The organism is Halobacillus sp. AWM4_238, from assembly GCF_056158265.1.
This window is the reverse complement of record NZ_JBSWSY010000002.1, coordinates 3,517,778-3,535,291: the sequence shown is the minus strand read 5'-3', so window position 1 is coordinate 3,535,291 and position 17,514 is coordinate 3,517,778. Positions and strand designations below refer to the sequence as shown.

Annotated in this window: 16 protein-coding genes; 8 read left to right on the top strand and 8 right to left on the bottom strand. The window is 43.8% G+C overall.

Going from position 1 to position 17,514, the window contains the following annotated elements; all coding sequences use genetic code 11:
- Nucleotides 1-177: 177 nt before the first annotated feature.
- Both ACXACN_RS17655 and ppdK read left to right on the top strand, forming a co-directional pair.
- Nucleotides 178-996 carry a pyruvate, water dikinase regulatory protein gene (locus tag ACXACN_RS17655; protein ID WP_474966176.1) on the top strand — a complete coding sequence of 273 codons (819 nt, stop codon included), beginning with the start codon at nucleotides 178-180 and terminating at the stop codon, nucleotides 994-996.
- A complete protein-coding gene (gene ppdK, locus ACXACN_RS17650) occupies nucleotides 996-3,671 on the top strand; it encodes a pyruvate, phosphate dikinase (protein ID WP_474966174.1) in 2,676 nt (891 codons plus the stop codon). The genes ACXACN_RS17655 and ppdK overlap by 1 nt, the downstream gene beginning before the upstream one ends.
- Before the next feature lie 95 nt (nucleotides 3,672-3,766).
- Here ppdK and ACXACN_RS17645 read toward each other — a convergent pair whose 3' ends face one another.
- Nucleotides 3,767-5,545 (bottom strand): metallophosphoesterase family protein, encoded by a 1,779-nt coding sequence (locus tag ACXACN_RS17645; RefSeq protein ID WP_474966173.1) that lies wholly within the window; start codon nucleotides 5,543-5,545, stop codon nucleotides 3,767-3,769.
- A 221-nt stretch (nucleotides 5,546-5,766) separates the two neighbouring features.
- On the opposite strand from ACXACN_RS17645, the gene ACXACN_RS17640 reads away from it, so the two are divergent.
- The gene (locus ACXACN_RS17640; RefSeq protein ID WP_474966907.1) at nucleotides 5,767-5,895 is read left to right on the top strand and encodes a BCCT family transporter; all 129 of its coding nucleotides are present in this window, start codon (nucleotides 5,767-5,769) and stop codon (nucleotides 5,893-5,895) included.
- Between the two features lie 192 nt (nucleotides 5,896-6,087).
- On the opposite strand, the gene betA is transcribed toward ACXACN_RS17640, so the two are convergent.
- Entirely contained in the window at nucleotides 6,088-7,788 is a 1,701-nt protein-coding gene (betA, locus tag ACXACN_RS17635; protein WP_474966905.1) for a choline dehydrogenase, read from the bottom strand.
- 106 nt (nucleotides 7,789-7,894) lie between these two features.
- On the bottom strand, nucleotides 7,895-9,373 hold the full coding sequence (gene betB, locus ACXACN_RS17630) for a betaine-aldehyde dehydrogenase (RefSeq protein WP_474966172.1): 1,479 nt from the start codon (nucleotides 9,371-9,373) through the stop codon (nucleotides 7,895-7,897).
- Nucleotides 9,374-9,637: 264 nt separating this feature from the next.
- Here betB and ACXACN_RS17625 point away from each other — a divergent pair, with 264 nt between their 5' ends.
- Nucleotides 9,638-9,880 (top strand): hypothetical protein, encoded by a 243-nt coding sequence (locus tag ACXACN_RS17625; RefSeq protein ID WP_474966170.1) that lies wholly within the window; start codon nucleotides 9,638-9,640, stop codon nucleotides 9,878-9,880.
- Nucleotides 9,881-9,994: 114 nt separating this feature from the next.
- Here the strand turns inward: ACXACN_RS17625 and ACXACN_RS17620 are convergent, their stop codons facing one another.
- On the bottom strand, nucleotides 9,995-11,017 hold the full coding sequence (locus ACXACN_RS17620; protein WP_474966169.1) for a DUF3179 domain-containing (seleno)protein: 1,023 nt from the start codon (nucleotides 11,015-11,017) through the stop codon (nucleotides 9,995-9,997).
- A gap of 250 nt (nucleotides 11,018-11,267) precedes the next feature.
- Between ACXACN_RS17620 and ACXACN_RS17615 the strand changes: the two genes are divergently transcribed.
- Nucleotides 11,268-11,924 carry a TVP38/TMEM64 family protein gene (locus ACXACN_RS17615; protein ID WP_474966168.1) on the top strand — a complete coding sequence of 219 codons (657 nt, stop codon included), beginning with the start codon at nucleotides 11,268-11,270 and terminating at the stop codon, nucleotides 11,922-11,924.
- An 85-nt stretch (nucleotides 11,925-12,009) separates the two neighbouring features.
- On the top strand, nucleotides 12,010-12,444 hold the full coding sequence (locus ACXACN_RS17610; protein ID WP_474966166.1) for a hypothetical protein: 435 nt from the start codon (nucleotides 12,010-12,012) through the stop codon (nucleotides 12,442-12,444).
- A gap of 338 nt (nucleotides 12,445-12,782) precedes the next feature.
- On the opposite strand, the gene ACXACN_RS17605 is transcribed toward ACXACN_RS17610, so the two are convergent.
- A complete protein-coding gene (locus ACXACN_RS17605; protein WP_474966165.1) occupies nucleotides 12,783-13,346 on the bottom strand; it encodes a TetR/AcrR family transcriptional regulator in 564 nt (187 codons plus the stop codon).
- Nucleotides 13,347-13,749: 403 nt separating this feature from the next.
- Between ACXACN_RS17605 and ACXACN_RS17600 the strand changes: the two genes are divergently transcribed.
- Together ACXACN_RS17600 and ACXACN_RS17595 are read left to right on the top strand one after the other, a co-directional pair.
- Nucleotides 13,750-14,430, top strand: a complete 681-nt coding sequence (locus ACXACN_RS17600; RefSeq protein ID WP_474966163.1) for a Crp/Fnr family transcriptional regulator — start codon at nucleotides 13,750-13,752, stop codon at nucleotides 14,428-14,430.
- A 227-nt stretch (nucleotides 14,431-14,657) separates the two neighbouring features.
- Entirely contained in the window at nucleotides 14,658-15,167 is a 510-nt protein-coding gene (locus ACXACN_RS17595; RefSeq protein WP_474966162.1) for a peroxiredoxin family protein, read from the top strand.
- Between the two features lie 43 nt (nucleotides 15,168-15,210).
- On the opposite strand, the gene ACXACN_RS17590 is transcribed toward ACXACN_RS17595, so the two are convergent.
- The 3 genes from ACXACN_RS17590 to ACXACN_RS17580 form a co-directional block, all read right to left on the bottom strand.
- On the bottom strand, nucleotides 15,211-15,441 hold the full coding sequence (locus tag ACXACN_RS17590; protein WP_474966161.1) for a glutaredoxin family protein: 231 nt from the start codon (nucleotides 15,439-15,441) through the stop codon (nucleotides 15,211-15,213).
- A gap of 43 nt (nucleotides 15,442-15,484) precedes the next feature.
- Nucleotides 15,485-16,909 (bottom strand): dihydrolipoyl dehydrogenase family protein, encoded by a 1,425-nt coding sequence (locus ACXACN_RS17585; protein ID WP_474966159.1) that lies wholly within the window; start codon nucleotides 16,907-16,909, stop codon nucleotides 15,485-15,487.
- Between the two features lie 150 nt (nucleotides 16,910-17,059).
- Complete coding sequence (locus ACXACN_RS17580; protein WP_474966158.1) at nucleotides 17,060-17,497, bottom strand: OsmC family protein; 438 nt, start codon at nucleotides 17,495-17,497, stop codon at nucleotides 17,060-17,062.
- Between the last annotated feature and the right edge of the window lie 17 nt (nucleotides 17,498-17,514).

The following is a 17,514-nucleotide window of genomic DNA, read 5'->3' as shown; positions in this document are numbered from 1 at the left end:
TATCTATCCGAAAACAATGATACTATACTATCTAACAATATAGTATGTCATAATAACCCGAAAAAGATTAATAGTATGTCATAATAACAAAGAAGGTAGGAAGAGGTTGCTAGAGATTTGTACATACTCTATAGACTTCATGCCTACCTGTACGTCTACAAGGAAGGGAGATGAATCGTGACTCATAAAGAAATGGTTTATATCGTGTCAGATTCAGTCGGGGAAACAGCTGAATTAATGGTAAAAGCGGTCGCAAGTCAATTTTTTGGTCAGGAAGTCGAGATCCAGCATTTCTCCTATGTGGAGGATGAGCAGGCAATTGACGATGTGATTACTGCAGCGAAGGATTGTCCTTCCATCATTGCTTACACCATCGTCCTTCCCCAGTTGAAGGCATACCTTGATCACAGAGCTTGCGAAGAACAAATCAATGCTGTTGATTTGATGCATCCTTTGATGAATGCGTTCACGCAAACATTCAATATGCAGCCCGTCCGCCAACCAGGACAAATGAGAAAGTTGGACGAGAACTATTTTAAACGGGTGGAAGCGATTGAGTTTGCTGTGAAGTATGACGATGGTCAGGAAGTAAGAGGATTAGAGCTGGCGGACATTGTGCTCGTTGGAGTATCCAGAACCTCAAAAACTCCTCTTTCTATGTATTTAGCAAACAAGCAGTTCAAAGTAGCCAATGTACCACTCATCCCAGAGGTCCCACCGCCTCAGGAACTTTTTACGATTCCAAGAAAGAAATGCATAGGATTAATCATTTCACCTGAAAAATTAAATGACATTCGCCGAGAACGGTTGAAAAGACTCGGATTAACAAATTCGGCAAACTATGCCTCATTAAATAGAATTTTTGAGGAATTGACGTGCGCGGAAGACATTATGAAAAAAATAGGATGTCCAATTATCGATGTTTCCAACAAGGCGATAGAAGAGACAGCCGATATCATCCTAGCTATGTTAAATAAAAAGGGGAGCTTTGCATAATGGAGAATCAGTTTGTTTTCATGTTTGATCAATCTGGAAATGGCAAGAAAGAACTCCTGGGTGGAAAAGGCGCGAACTTAGCTGAAATGACGCGTATCGGTTTACCTGTCCCTTATGGTTTTACAATTACGACAGCTGCGTGTAATGCCTATTATGATTCAGAAAAAGCTATATCGTCAGAAGTCGAGTCCCAAGTGTTAGAATCCCTTCAACTCTTGGAGGCCAAAACAGATAAAAAATTAGGGGATCCAACAAATCCACTGCTTGTTTCTGTCCGCTCAGGTGCCGTCCATTCCATGCCTGGAATGATGGATACCGTCTTGAACCTTGGAATGAATGATGAAACGGTCAGAGGAATGGCAGAACTTACAGATAACCCACGCTTTGCCTACGATTCCTATCGGAGGTTTATTCAAATGTTTGGTAATGTTGTCCTGGATGTAAATCATTACCTTTTCGAACAACGGTTAGAAGAGATCCGTGAAGCAAAAGGTTACCAATCGGATACAGAATTAACCGCCGAAGACTGGAAACAAGTGATTGAAGCGTTCAAATCAATCGTACTCAAAAATGCGAAGCGAAGCTTTCCACAGGACCCTAAAGAACAACTTTTCCTTACAATCGAAGCCGTGTTTGACTCCTGGAACAACAAGCGGGCCATCTTGTATCGCCGTCTTCATCAAATCCCTGGCCATCTTGGTACAGCAGTCAACATTCAAAGCATGGTGTTCGGAAATATGGGAGAGGATTCTGGTACGGGGGTTGCTTTTACACGTAACCCAGCCACAGGTGAGTCCAAGCTTTATGGAGAATATTTGATCAATGCACAGGGCGAAGACGTCGTAGCCGGAATCCGTACGCCTCAGCCGATTTCCAGTCTCAAAGATGAAATGCCGGATGTCTATCAGCAATTGGTGGATACCTGCCATTTATTAGAAGATCATTATAAAGATATGCAGGACATTGAATTTACAGTGGAACGCGGAAAGCTATTTATCCTTCAAACACGAACAGGAAAACGAACCGCCCAGGCGGCCATACAAATCGCTGTTGAAATGGTCAAAGAAAAAATCATGGATCAGCGGGAAGCCCTATTACGTGTGGATCCAGATCAGCTCAATTCGATGCTTCATTACCGCATCGATCCTGACCATAAGAGAGAAAAATTAGCTGCAGGCTTACCCGCTTCGCCTGGAGCGGCCACTGGTCAAGTTGTTTTTGATGCAGATGAAGCTGATAAACTAGCCAGGGAAGGAAAGAAAGTCATTCTCGTACGCCCAGAGACGACACCTGATGACATCCATGGAATCATCGCCTCTCAAGCTACAGTTACGAGCCGGGGCGGAATGACAAGCCATGCCGCCGTTGTAGCTCGAGGAATGGGGAAAGCGTGCATCTGTGGGTGTGACGCTTTAAAAATTCATTTGGAATCCAAACAGGTGATTGTAGGTGATACGACTGTGAACCATGGCGATATCATTACGATCGATGGCTCCACGGGGGCAATTTTCCTCGGTGAAATCCCGATGATTGAACCCGAACTTTCCAATGAATTTCAATTGCTGCTTCGCTGGGCAGATGAAGAGCGAAAGATGGGCGTAAGGGCGAATGCTGACAATCCAACAGATGCTGCGAAAGCATTGGAATTTGGAGCTGGAGGTATTGGACTTTGCCGTACCGAGCATATGTTCATGGATGCCTCCCGTATCCCTACCGTCCAGGATATGATTCTTTCTGAAAGTACCCAGGAACGTAAGGAAGCGCTCGATCAACTATTACCGATGCAGCAGCAGGATTTCGAACAAATTTTTGAAACGATGCAAGGACATCCCATCACCGTACGTTTATTAGATCCTCCTCTTCATGAATTTTTGCCTGACAAAGAGGAACTGCTCGTGGATGTGACTGAGCTCAAATTAACAAATCCTGACTGTGACGAGCTGCAGGAAAAACGAAACCTTTTACGAAAAGTACGGTTATTAGAAGAATCGAATCCTATGTTGGGCCTTCGAGGATGCCGTTTGGGTATGATCCACCCTGAAATATATGAAATGCAGATCATGGCCATTTTCACTGCGATGTCTAATGTGATGAAAAAAGGGATCACAGTTAAACCAGAAATTATGATTCCTCTAGTCAGCCATGTGAATGAATTGAAAGAAATGAAACAGCTGGTCACTCGGATCAGCCAGCAGGTCCAAACGGAAACAGGAGAATCCTTCGATTATCTGATTGGAACGATGATCGAAACACCGCGGGCAGCACTGACCGCTGATCAGATTGCTGAAGAAGCAGATTTCTTCTCTTTCGGAACGAATGATTTAACGCAGACGACGTTCGGATTTAGTCGTGACGATGCAGAAGGTAAGTTTCTCCAACATTATGTAGAAAGTGATGTCCTAGAAAGAAATCCATTTGTGTCCATAGATCAGGATGGTGTCGGGAAACTTGTGGAGACTGGTGTAAAACTAGGTAAGCAAACAAATCCTGCGCTTAAAACAGGGATCTGTGGAGAACATGGTGGAGAAAAAGAATCCATTCAATTTTGTCTGGATGCAGGGCTGGACTATGTTAGCTGCTCCCCGTTCCGCGTTCCATCAGCGCGACTTGCAGCCGCTCAGGCAACTATACGCAGTGAACGAAATAGATCTAAAAAAGAACCTCAGTTCAATTAACGAAGCAAAAAAGCGGTCCATCCAAACTTTCGGATGGACCGCTTTTTCTTTCTAACGATTTTCCAGAAAAAGAGAGTACCTGCCTTTTTAAGAACTTATTCTACACGAATCTCTTTCGTACTTTGTGCCGGCAAAGTAATTTGAACTTCGATATACTGCTTATCGTCTGATGAGATGTTCTGTTGAACTTCGCCTGTTGAAACATCATAATCGCCTTTTACGAGATAAATTGGAACGGTTACGGTCATTTCTTTATTGAGCCTGTTGTGAAGGGTTACCGTTTGTTCCGTTGCCTGGCCATTATTTGGGTTCAAGTATTCAGACTCCAGTGACATGACACCTGATTCAGTATTCCCATTTTCATAAACAGGTACAGAACGTCCTGGATCTTCATAGTTGTAATTGGTCAATTCACCGTTCTTCACTTGGAATGGACGGAAGCCAACCCATGGTTTCCCTGTGAGTTCAAGGGAAGTGGTGGTGGCATAGAGAATACCGTTGTTTTTCGTGACATTATCGATATGAGTGTGTCCATGCAGACTAATATCCACCTTGTTTTCCTCCATAATATCGATTAATTCATGTGCATTTTCCCCATGCCATTGTTGATCATATTGAATTCCTAATTTTTCTCCAAGAGTTAGTGTTGCCAGGGTTTGTGGATTGTGTTGTTTGTCGTACTCTTCCCAATACTTCTGCACTTCCGGGTCGTCTTGAGGCCAGATCTCACGGTCACGCCACAGTGGATTATGGTGAGAGAAGATGCCTGTAATCTGACTCTGATTTGCTGTTTCAGCATTTTCCTTAAGGTCCTGTTCGACCCAATTCAATTGCTTTTCACGAATTTGCCCACCCCATGTCGGCACGGAGAGCGTTCCATGTCCACTACGATCGAACTTGTGCCAATCAAAGGAGTTGTACCCAATAAAGTGAGCATAAGGACCGTAGTCAAAAGAAAAGTATTGTGGTCCAAAGTATTGCTCCCAGTATTTCGCACCGTCCGCAAGCGTCGCATCCTGGGCATAATAATCGTGGTTACCAGGAACCAAGTAAACAGGTACATCAAGTTTTTGAAGCATACGATACGTTTCTTCATATTCATAAATATATTCTTGAGGATTCAACTGCCCATACATTAAGTCTCCCGTCACAACGACAAAGTCCGGGTCTTTCAAATTTACTTCCTCGATGGCTTTTTGCAGGTACTTCCACCGCTCGTCTTTGTCCGGATTCCACATTCCCGCTTCTTCCAGACGACCTTGTGAAATGGTAGAGGTATCTGGGTCTTCATGGTTCCCTAAGTTACGAGGGGAGCCGATATGTGTATCGGTTAAGTGCAAGAAGGTGAAATCCTCATCAAAGTTTTTTACCACTTGGACCGAGTGTGGCTGCTCATCGGTTTTTCGTTGACCATTAGCCGTGTAAGACACCTCTAGGTCATACAACTCCTCTGGAACCTCTTTTGGAATCGTAACAGTCACATCATAGATTTTTGAACTGTCTTTCCAATGAGACTCGCCCATTTCGATACTTTGTACAGATAGATTGTGCGCTTTTGTAAAAGCTGACTGATCGGTCGGCTTCAACTTAGCACTCCAACCTGCTGCTTCTTTTCCGTGACTATCCACTTGGATCGTAAGTGTATCCCCTTGCTTCTTTATGGCTGGTGTAGCAAAGAGAGGATAGATAATGTCATTCACCTTGGGATCCACAGATATATTCGGGACTTCATCCGTATAGTGAGTTGTATTTCCAATGCCGCCATCTTGGACACCCGTTGTAAATAAAGGTCCATCAATGGCTGAAACGGAATAAGGTACTATTAATAGAACAGATGCGATGATACATAGAAAAATGCTCTTGCTTTTGTCCATGGAGCTTGCCCTCCTTTGATGTAGTCACGTTCAGTGTACGCTCGAACTATTAACCGCTTTTTAACTCTCTTTTACAAGATGATTAACGTTTATTTCGAAAAGATTGCATCCTCTTACAAAGATCAATCCTTGTATACACTTGGTTCCTATGTTCAAACGCTCGCTCCCGAGGGTCCTGCGTCTGGATCTAAACAGTGAGGAAGAGCGTTAATGGGTGATGGATTGGACTGTATTCTTCCACAGGCGGGCTGACTTCCTTACAGAATACTTTGATTGCGTCCCCCTGTCCTTTCTCGATCATCTTGCGGTTGATGGTCTACTCGCTATTTAAAGCACTACGAGCTGATTAAAAAGCGCTACAAAAGAACGATGAGGATTCACAAATAAATCAGAATAAAAAAAACAAGCCCCCTTTTCGTTACCTAAGGTGAAAAGGGGGCTTGGTCACTTGTCCGACCTTCTATGAACAAAAAGAGAAGGCACTCGATCATACACGGATGTACTGAGCCCATACATGTAGAAAGAGTCCTTCTCAAAAAAGTTTATTTAGTTACAGCATTGGATTTAGATACTGTCCCTGCATCAGCCGGATGGACACCATGCTGGTAGTAATCCGCATCAACCGGATCCAGCGGTTCGCGTCCAAGGATAAGGTCGGCTGCTTTCTCTGCCAGCATCAATACAGGTGCATGGATGTTGCCGTTTGTTACATAAGGCATAGCAGATGCATCGACCACTCGTACGTTTTCGAGTCCGTGAACCTTCATAGACTCCGGATCTACAACAGACATCGGATCAGATTCAGGTCCCATTTTCGCCGTACAAGACGGGTGAAGGGCTGTTTCTGCGTCTTCTCTCACCCATTCCAGAATTTCCTCATCTGTTTGAACGGTAGGACCAGGTGAAATTTCCCCAGCATTGTATGGTTTCAGCGCTGGTTGTGACATGATTTCACGCGTGATTCGGATCGCTTCGACCCACTCGCGCTTGTCTTGTTCTGTAGAAAGATAGTTGTAAACCATGCTTGGGTGCTCTTTCGGATCTTTTGACTTAATCTTCAAGGATCCACGAGCATCAGAATACATCGGTCCGATGTGTACCTGGAATCCGTGATCCGTTGGAGCTTTTTGTCCATCATAACGTACCGCTACCGGAAGGAAGTGGAACATCAAGTTCGGGTAGTCAACTTCGTCGTTCGAACGGACAAAACCTCCGCCTTCAAAGTGGTTTGTCGCTGCCGGGCCTGTACGTCCGAGCATCCACTGCAGACCGATCCAAGGCATACGTCGCTTTTGGAGGTTCGGCTGTTCGGAAACCGGAACCGGGCATGCGTGCTGGACGTACACTTCAAGGTGATCTTGAAGGTTTTCTCCGACACCTGGAAGGTCAACAACCGGATCAATGCCAAGGGAACGAAGGTGCTTAGCATCCCCTACACCAGAAAGTTGAAGCAACTGTGGTGTATTGATCGCACCACCTGCAAGGATCACTTCTCCTGCTTCCACTTGATGCATTTTTCCATTTCGCTTATAGGTCAATCCTTTGGCTTTCGTACCATCAAAGTCGATGCTCGTAACGAAAGCACGTGTCTTCACGGTCAGGTTTTCACGGTCCATAACCGGGTGCAAGTAAGCACGTGATGCGGACAGACGCTGACCTTTGTACACATGCTTATCAAATGGTCCGAAACCTTCCTGACGGAAACCGTTCACATCAGGGGTTCGGGAATAACCCGCTTCGACACCTGCGTCAAAAAAGGCTTGGAATAAAGGATTTCTAGCTGGCCCACGCTCTAACTTGATCGGACCATCGTGACCACGCAGGTCATCATCCGGGGATTCCAGAGCATTTTCCAAACGCTTGAAGTAAGGAAGGCAATGCGCCCAATCCCAATTGGTCATACCTTCATCGGCGCCCCAGCGTTCATAGTCCTTCGGGTTCCCGCGCTGATAAATCATGCCGTTAATGGAGCTTGAACCTCCGAGTACTTTTCCTCGCGCATGCGGAATGCGGCGTCCATTCATATAAGGTTCCGGGTCGGATTCGTACTGCCAGTCATAAAGGTTTTTGCCTGAAGGGAACGGAAGAGCCGCAGGCATTTGAATGAGTAGATCCCAAGAATAGTCACTGCGTCCTGCTTCAAGTACAAGGACGCTTTTCTTCCCATCTGCACTTAGACGGTTTCCCATGACAGAACCTGCACTGCCGCCTCCAACGATTACATAATCATATGATTCGATCATAGCCATACACTGTTCCTCCTTGATGTTGTATCTTGGAAGAAGGTGATCTAGATCCCCTTCTCCCGTTATAAAACTTTTTCATAAATGGTTCATTCTAATGGTCAGATTAGAACCAGTTGATTTGTTCTGGTTTAAGGTTTTGGAAAATATGCTTTGTCTCTGTATATTCTTCAATTCCTAATTTGCCTAGCTCACGTCCGATTCCAGACTGCTTGTATCCACCCCATGGTGCGTGTGGAAAGTACAGGTTGAATTCATTGATCCACACCGTACCCATGCGCATTTTCGCTGCACAGCGTTCTGCTTTTGCGATATCGTTTGTGAAGACACCGCCAGCAAGTCCGTAGATGGAGTCATTCGCAAGGTTTACAGCCTCTTCTTCTGCAGAGAACTTCTCTACTGTAATGACAGGACCAAACCCTTCTTCCTGAACAACGGTCATATCGGTTGTACAGTTTGTGAGAATAGTCGGTAGATAGAAGAATCCGTTTTGCAACTCAGGATCTTTCGGGCGTTGACCGCCAACGGCTAACGTCGCCCCTTCTTCAATCCCAGCTTCGACATACTTTTCAACTTTCGCGAGGTGCTCAGCGGAAATCAGTGGCCCCATTTGGGTATCTTCATCAAATCCGCTACCCAACTTGAACTTTTTCACTCGCTCTACAAGCGCGTTTACGAACTCATCGTGTATGCTTTCTTCTACGATCAATCTTGTACCAGCAGAGCAGATCTGTCCTGCGTGGAAGAACACACCGTTCATTGCCTGATCGACAGCAAGGTCAAAATCAGCATCCGCAAAAATGACATTCGGATTTTTCCCGCCAAGCTCAAGAGCAAGTTTCTTCACGTTCGAGCTTGCCGCCTGCATGATTTTTTTCCCAGTTACAATTCCACCGGTGAAAGAAATAAGATCCACATCTTCGTTGCTGGACAACTCTGCACCTACAGTAGAACCTGCACCAAGAACGAGGTTCGCAACACCAGCAGGGACTCCCGCTTCCTCGATGAGTTCAAAAACTTTTATATGAGTAAGTGGTGTAATTTCACTTGGCTTGATAATTAACGTGTTTCCAGTTGCAAGCGCTGGAGCCAGTTTCCAGGACGCTTGAAGGAGAGGATAATTCCACGGGGTAATCTGCCCACAAACACCAACCGGTTCATGAACGACTTTACTAATCGAGTTCGGCACGGGAGATTCGATGATTTCACCGCCATTTTTATCCGCAATTTCTGCATAATAACGGAAGACTCCGGCGATATCGTCCATGTCTCCACGGCTTTCTTCTACGGTTTTACCAGTATCCAAGGATTCTAGATTCGCCAATTCTTCTCGATCTCTTTCAATCAATTCAGCAATCTTCCGCACAATCGCCCCACGCTCTGTTGCTGGCGTTGTCGGCCACTCGCCATGATCGAATGCTTCTCTTGCTGCAGCAATGGCTGCTTGTGTATCTGTTTCGTCGCCTTCAGGAACAACGGCGATTGCCTCTTGGTTGAATGGGTTAATGATCGTACGCGTATTTTCGGAATTTGCGTCTACCCATCGCCCATTAATGTATTGTTTAAGTTTTAAATTTACGTTCATTTGATCAACTCCAATTCTGAAGTGAATTAAGTTTGTTAAGAATTTATTTAACGTTTTTAACACTAACATGTCTTTTTTAGGCTGTCAAAGTAGTTTCATAGATTTAATAAATCAAGAGTGACTGAAACTTATTTTACTAACACGCTAGCTAAGATAGGCTCAGGCACTTTCCAAACCGTCCTAGGGGGACTGACTATACAAGCTGCAACTTTATTACATAAGTTATAGTGTTAAAACTACCTCAACAAAGCGAGGTGAAAGGATATGTCATTTTACGGATACAGAGGCTTTGGCCCGGGTGGTGTTGGCCGCGGATTTGGTCCAGGTGGATTCGGCCCCCGTGGATTTGGCCGCGGATTTGGCCCAGGTGGGTTCGGCCCCCGTGGGTTTGGCCGTGGGTTTGGCCCAGGTGGATATGGGCGCAGTGGATTTGGCCGTGGGTTTGGCCCAGGTGGATACGGACGCAGTGGATTTGGTCCAGGCGGGTTTGGGCGCGGATTCTATTAATAGAAGAAAAACGGATAAAAGTCATAGACATGCCGTCCGTTTTAATAATTAAAAAAAGCCTGACCCCCACCTCGCTAAAACTTCAGCAACGTGTGGGCCGGGCTTTTTTTGAGCTTAAGCATCGATGTACAAGGAATGCGGATAAAACTGAAACCATGGTTTTTCGAAATGAGGATACAAAGGAATCCTCATTAATTTTTCTCCAAGAAGAGGCCCTTTGATTGCCTCTCCAAAAACATTCCATTCACTTCCCGTTTCTTTATCAATAACATGCTTTCCACCTTTATGTTGGAAGTTCAATGCTTGATTCTTCGAATCCGCTATATACATAAAAGCTTGTCCTGAATTCTCACGTATTTCAATTCCCATGTCACTCACATCAGGGTTTGCAAAAATGACGTAACGATTTCCATCCAACCCGAATTGCAGGAATCTTTCACGACGAATCTGCTCAAAGTTAATCGCTACAGGCCGTTGGTTCAGGATCGTTGCCATAACCTTTGTCGTATCTACCATTTTCGGCCCGCGTTCCTTGAAGTCTCCGGTCTGATGAGCGGGTGGTAACGGGTCTTGCGCTGTTTTCGTAAGAACTTTGGCATCAGGATACCGGTGAGCTACTTGGTCACCACTCATGATATAGCTCGGAATCATTTTAAGTTGATGCCCTGTCCCTACCCCGGCTATTCCTTCTCCCGTCATTTGCTGCCACCATGACTCCGTTACATCATCCCACATGATTAAATCATTGTGACGAAGCATACCACTCACACCTAACCGAAGGATTTGCTGGTCCATCATTCTTTTGTAGACAATAGCACTATTACATAATGGACAGAAAGTCACAGCGATAGGGGTGTCATCTAACGTATCGTTAACAATTTCATGAAGCATCACATCGTCGACCCGGTAGGCTTTCACTTCACGATCTCCTTCCATAACAATCATGGCTTCTTGAGATGGTTCATGAAGAGCTTCCGATACTGATGTAAAAAATGGATGATCCAAGGGTGGTATTCCGTCTCGCGGCACACCTGGCGACTGAATCGTTTCCCATAAATCTTCGACATGATGATTAAAATTAGTATTCGCCCATTGTTTCTTCAATTCTTCTGGATGAATGGGGTTGTTAAAAGGCATGTTCCTCGCTCCCTCCTACCTTCCTGTAAAGATGTCTTTACTTGCCTACCTCCATTCTACACTACGATTATCAGTCGAATGGACACGTTTTGTACTTAAAATGGGAGATCAGCCTGGTAGAGATTTCTGTATCCATCTTCATTTTGTATGACAGGTCACATCTTGTTGTGTAAAAATCTTTTAAGATAGAAATAACACTTGATCATCTATCATGACAACAACCATGATGTATAGAAAGGAATGAGCTCTCTTGTCTTTAAAATCTCGCTGGCTGAAAGTTGCCTTGATTCTTTTGATCTTTCTTACGGCTTCATACATCACCCATTTTCATTTAGAAATCCGTCCATCAGACATTCGTGATTTCATCTTGTCGTTCGGTTGGTGGGGGCCTGTGATCTTTTTCTTCATCTATACAATCGGGCCGATCGTATTCTTCCCCACTTCTGTTCTTTCTCTTGGGGCAGGACTAGCCTTTGGCGTGTGGCCGGGTGTGCTTTACATCATTTTTGGAGCAACCGGAGCAGCTATGACCGGCTATATTATGGCCCGTTTGTTTGGTCGGTCCGTTTTGAAAATGGAGAGCTTCACCTGGTCGGAAAAACTGTTCAAACAAATGGAGAAGCGCGGTTTCCTCTATATTCTAGTATTGAGACTCATCCCTATCGTCAGTTTCGACTTGCTTAGCTATGCAGGAGGCATAGCTAAGGTCCGCTTCAACTCCTTTATACTTGCCACTGTACTTGGCATGATCCCTGGTACTTTCGCCTACAGCTTCCTTGGATCTAGTATTGCGTCGGGAAACATGGTCACGATCATCATCGCTGCAGCCGTATTCTTAGGTTTAATTGGAATCACCTATTACTTCAGAAACCCGGTAAAAAAATGGTTGGGTTTAACTGCAGACTAATTGCTTGAAAAGTAAGCACGATTACAGAATTATTTATTGAATTTTCATACAATGGAACCATCAAATAATAAGGAGTGTGCGAGAGATGACCAACGCTTTGAGTAAAGCTGTCCTGTATGGAGTCATCGGCGGGATCATCGGAGGTATCCTTTTTGGAATTATGATGCAGATGCAAGGAATGCTCGTTATGCTTGCTGGAACCATGGGGAGCGAAAGTGTTGTCATGGGATGGTTCATCCATATGATGATCAGCGTAATTTTTGGAATTTCCTTCGGTCTGTTGACTTTAGTTATTCGGAATCTATGGTCATTAGCCATTCTTTTCGGCATCGGGATCTGGGCCGTTGGGCCGCTTGTTATCATGCCTATGATGATGGGGATGGGAACCAACATAGCTAATGCCTTTACACCCGATATGCTCATGAGCCTCGCTACTCACCTATTCTTTTCATTGATCGTAGCCATTGTATTTAATGTATTAGCAAAGAAAGATTCAGTAAAAACTGAAGCCGTCGCATAAAAAAAGATCATAAAAAACGACGGTCACTTTCGAAGTGAAAAATTTTTGAGAGACGACTGGAAGATTATAATAATAAAAAATGCCCGGGTTCTCTAATAGGAGAAGATCCGGGCATTTTTAAGTGGTTTACCGATAAAATCTTGAAAGTCACCGATAAATGTATGAAAGTCACTGATAAAATCTCAAAACTAACCGATAAAACCTCAAAACCGACCGATAAACATATTAAACATGATACCGGGCGTCGGTTTTCTCGACATCAACCCAGCCTCGAAACGTTCCGAAAACAAAAAAGCTGTTCCAAGGATTCAATCCTATAAACAACTTTGTGATCAAGCTCATCTGCTTGCTATATACTGAGATCGAATCATCTCAAGGATATCTCTCAAAATAAAGTCATCCTGGTAATTCTTCATTAAAAGAATTCCGCCTTCAATTTGAGCGACAACTGCCCGGGCTTTCTGTAATGTTTTATCCTCGCCCTGCAGATCCCTGATAACCACCTCTAACCGGTGAATCCAATCATGGAACAATTCGTTAATTTTCCTTCGAAACTCTTCATCGTGTTCGCTCATTTCCAAGGCGAGGTTTCCGAACGGGCAGCCACTGATTTTAGAAGGGCAGCTATGGTATTCGATCGCCCACTCTAACATCTTTTCCATTTTTGCCTCGGATGTATCTGCTGAATCGAAAATTCCATGGATCAATTCTTCCCTCCACATGTTCACATAATAGTCAACCACATGTAAGCCTAAGTCCCTTTTGGAAGAGAAGTAGTGATAGAACTGGCCTTTGCCAATTTCAGAAGCGTTCATGATATCACTAAGTTTTGTCGCTTCATACCCTTTAGAGTGAATCAATTCAGCAGTAGCCTTGATGATCTGTTCCTTTTTATCACTCACAACAATCACCTTGTTTTATATATTAACCAACCAGTTGGTACATAGTCACCTTAACATACTTACAATTATAGGTATAGTCCTTCATAAATCAAAAGAAGGACATGATGATTGGCTAACTTTTCTCATTGTCCCACTCCTTGACCCTCTCAAATCTTATGGCACTTACCTATTGTTACTAATGAGTATTCACAACGTAATATAATCAAAAATTTTGTCAAAGACTTGGAGAACCGAGCCTGGGCTTCTCTTGTCGATGCTTTGTTTTCTGCGCTTGTAAATGAATGAGAATGCGATTATATTTATCCATAAGGAACTCCTTTATATTCGTTTGAAATTCTAATTTGTCTCCATACATATCTTAAGGAAAATAATCTATGATGTACTTTTAACGAGGTGAATGAACATGGATAAACTAGCACTACTTTCTCAGATCAGCTTATTTGAAGAACTATCTCAAGATGAGCTGATGAGTATTGATCAAATGAGCGAAATGAGTCCTGTGAAAAAGGGGACGATCATTGTCTCCCCTGATAACCCGATTGATGCTTTATTTTTATTGAAAAAAGGACAAGTACGCCTCTATCGTATGAATGATGAAGGCAAACAATTCACGCTGGACATCCTAGTGGACGGTAATATTTTCGGAGAAACGTCCACCATCAGTTTGACCGATGATCAAACGTATGCCGAAGCTATGGACGATACGTACATTTGTACATTGAGCCACAACGACTATGAACAATTCATAAAGCAGAACCCCCACGTCGCTTTAAAGTTAATTGACATCTTGTCTTCACGACTGAAAGATTTCTACAGCCTAAGCGAAAAAATCGCACTAAGTGGCGTAAAACATCGGTTGTTGTACCTTTTGTTAATGCTCAGTCAAAAAACCGGACGAAGAAAGCAAAATTGGCAAACGATTGAAATGAAGCTGACCCACCAGGATCTCGCGAACATGATCGGAGCAACCAGAGAAACGACAAGCGCTATTATGAGTCAGTTGAAGAAGGAAGGTTATGTTCGAAAGATCCGGTATTTAGCTGTCGATGCTGACAAGACCCAAGAGTTCTTAAACCTTCCATAAACACAGACTTATGAAGCACCTACTTTTTTGCATGTAACGGATGACACCTCTATGAATAAAAGAAATGGGGATCACAGTGGTCTCCATTTCCCAATCTAATCCCCCCTTCTGCCGATCCCCTAACTTTGCAACTCAACAGCTCCTGAATTGTCTGTATTTTCAATTACATTTAATATCTTTCCATTCGTATAAAATAAACGTGATATCTAGTAAAGGAGTGTTTCCCAGTGACCACATTCAAATTGAATCAACAAGCTCCCGATTTCACACTTCCTAGTATAGCCGGTGAGGAGTACAGCTTTTCAAACGTTCTTAAACAACAGTCTGATCACTGGCACCTGATTATCTTCTTCCGAGGATCATGGTGCCCTGCCTGTATGAGTGAGTTACAGGAGCTAGAAGAAAGCAAAGGCTATTTTGAAAAACAAAACATCCATTTAACTACAATTACGTATGACGAAAAGGAAGACCTTGAGAAAATGATTCAGGAACATGGGTTCACTTTTCCCGTGCTGAATGATGAGAATCTAGAGTTTATACAGTCTTATGGTGTTCATTACCATGATGAACAGGCACCATACGAAGACCATGGCACACATGGAGAACCCGCCTACTTTTTAACGGATAAATCAGGGAAGATTATGTATCAACAAAGACAAACAAGCCCTTTTGGTCGTCCACATCCTAAGGAATTGCGCAAAATCATCCAATACATTAGGAAAAACTTAAAAGAATAAAACCACAAAACGTCATGCCCTACTGGAGGCATGACGTTTGTGGTTAGGAAAATTCATTTGTCCTGGTCCATTCCATAATGTCCTGCCCCTTTGATAATCCCTGATCATGGACTAATACAGGGGTATACACTTCACCAATCAATGATTTCAATTCATGCCTTGCATTCTTTTCCTCAAAAATATTGATGAGTTTATAAGGGATCTCCTCTTCGTTTAAATGGTCGATGGCTCTAGCGCAAATGGGGCATCCATCCATCGTATAGAGAACATTCATAATAAAGCTCCTCTTTTTTAACCATGTAGTGAATAATCGATGCTCAAGGAAGCCATTGAATTACTTTTTTCGTCAATCGTGGAATGAATCCAGAGAATAGTTTAGCTCTCCAATATTCATTACTCACACGCTCAATCGCTGCCGCATGATTCGGGTAAGGATAAATGATTTGAGACAGATCACCAATTTTCGCTCCCTGCTTTACAGCCAAGATGACCACTTGCATCCAGTCACCCGCTCCCTTACCAATCGCATGGGCTCCTATGATTTTTCCTTTATCTTCTGTGATGATTTTGATAAAACCTTCTGATTTATGGTCCGCTACGAAACGATCCACTTCGTCAAGAGAGGTTTTATAGACCATGATGTCTCTTCCTTGATCAACTGCTTCTTCCTGAGTCAAACCGAAATGGAAGATCTCAGGGGTCGTGTACGTATTCCATGGTGTATGTTGATAGGAAATCTTACGCTTCAAATTAAATAATGCATTTTGGACGACAAGTTTCCCTTCTTGCCCGGCTACGTGTGTGAAAGGAAAGGATCCATTCACATCTCCGATGGCAAAAATGTGGGATTGGGACGTTCTTAGCGTTTCATCAACCTGAATAAATCCACGTTCATCCATGGATACTCCTGCAGAGCCCAGCCCCAGTCTCTCTGTATTCGGCTTCCGCCCTGTAGCGACAAAAATTTCGTCTACTTCCAATGTTTCTTTATGACCGTTCACATCATAAGATACGTGTTTCTTTTCAGAGCTTTTTCTCACCCGATCTACATTCGCATTGGTTATAATGTTCAACTCCTGGCTGAGAATATCTGTGGCTGCTCGCTGAATCTCTCCATCTTCTTTTCCTAGAATGGCAGGGCCTCCTTCAAGCACAGTTACCTGTGTCCCTAACCTGGAGAAAGCTTGAGCCAATTCCAAGCCTATCGGGCCACCACCTATAAAAGCGAGGCGTGACGGGAGCCAATCCAAATCGAATACTGTCTCGTTTGTGATATAACCGGCCTCTTCTAAACCAGGAATAAGAGCAACGTTACTTCGCGAACCGGTGGATATCACAATCTTATCTCCTTTTAATCTGCGACCGCCAACAACAACCGTCTGAGCGTCTTCAAACTGAGCTTCACCAATCAATACTGTCACACCCAGGTCTTCAAATCGATCTATACTATCGTGTTCCTGGATATGGTCAATCGACTTCCTTACACGGCGGTTCACTTGTTTCATATCCACAGCGCCGGTCACTTCCAATCCAAACCGACTCCCTTGGCGTGAAGCGTACACCTCATTTGCTGCTTCAATAAATGCTTTGGAAGGGACACACCCTACATGCAGGCAGTCGCCACCTAAATGTGGTTCTTTTTCAATCAACGCCGTTTTCGCACCTAAAGATGCAGCTCCCGATGCTACAGTCAACCCACCAGAACCTCCACCAATAACAATCACGTCAAACGTTTCCATCATCCCTCACCTCTTCACTTTTCTCATCCTATTTTCTTCTATTGTAAAAGTTTTATGAGAATGAAGCTGTAAGAAGCCTTACATCCTTTAAAGAATCACCCATAAACATAATGCCCCCCTTGAGTGAACTCAAGGGGGGACTGGATCGATCAATTATGATTTAACCCAATTAGGGATCATTTCAACATCTGCAGCTACCATCGTCGTGTACACTGGGCAGCGATCATCTACTTTTTCCTGCAGCTCTTTCAAGCGCTCTTCTGATTCACTCGTGTGTACCGTTGCATTGACGGTAATCTTTTGGAAATAACGGCGTACGCCTTCTTCCCCCATCATACCGCGAGGGTCCAACTCACCATTGATTTCAAAATCAATGCCTTGAAGATCGAAATCCATTTCTTTTGCAACGAAATTGGCAATCGCATTCTCACAGCCTGCCAATGATACAAGCAGCGTAGCTAGTGGATTCGCACCTTCGTCTGTTCCTCCCATGTTTGCTGGTTCGTCAATGACGACCGTGTGACCATGAGATTTACCTTCTGTGTTCATTCCTTTTGATACCGCAGTAATTTTTTCGTTCATTTTAGCCATGTTTTATTCTCCTCTCA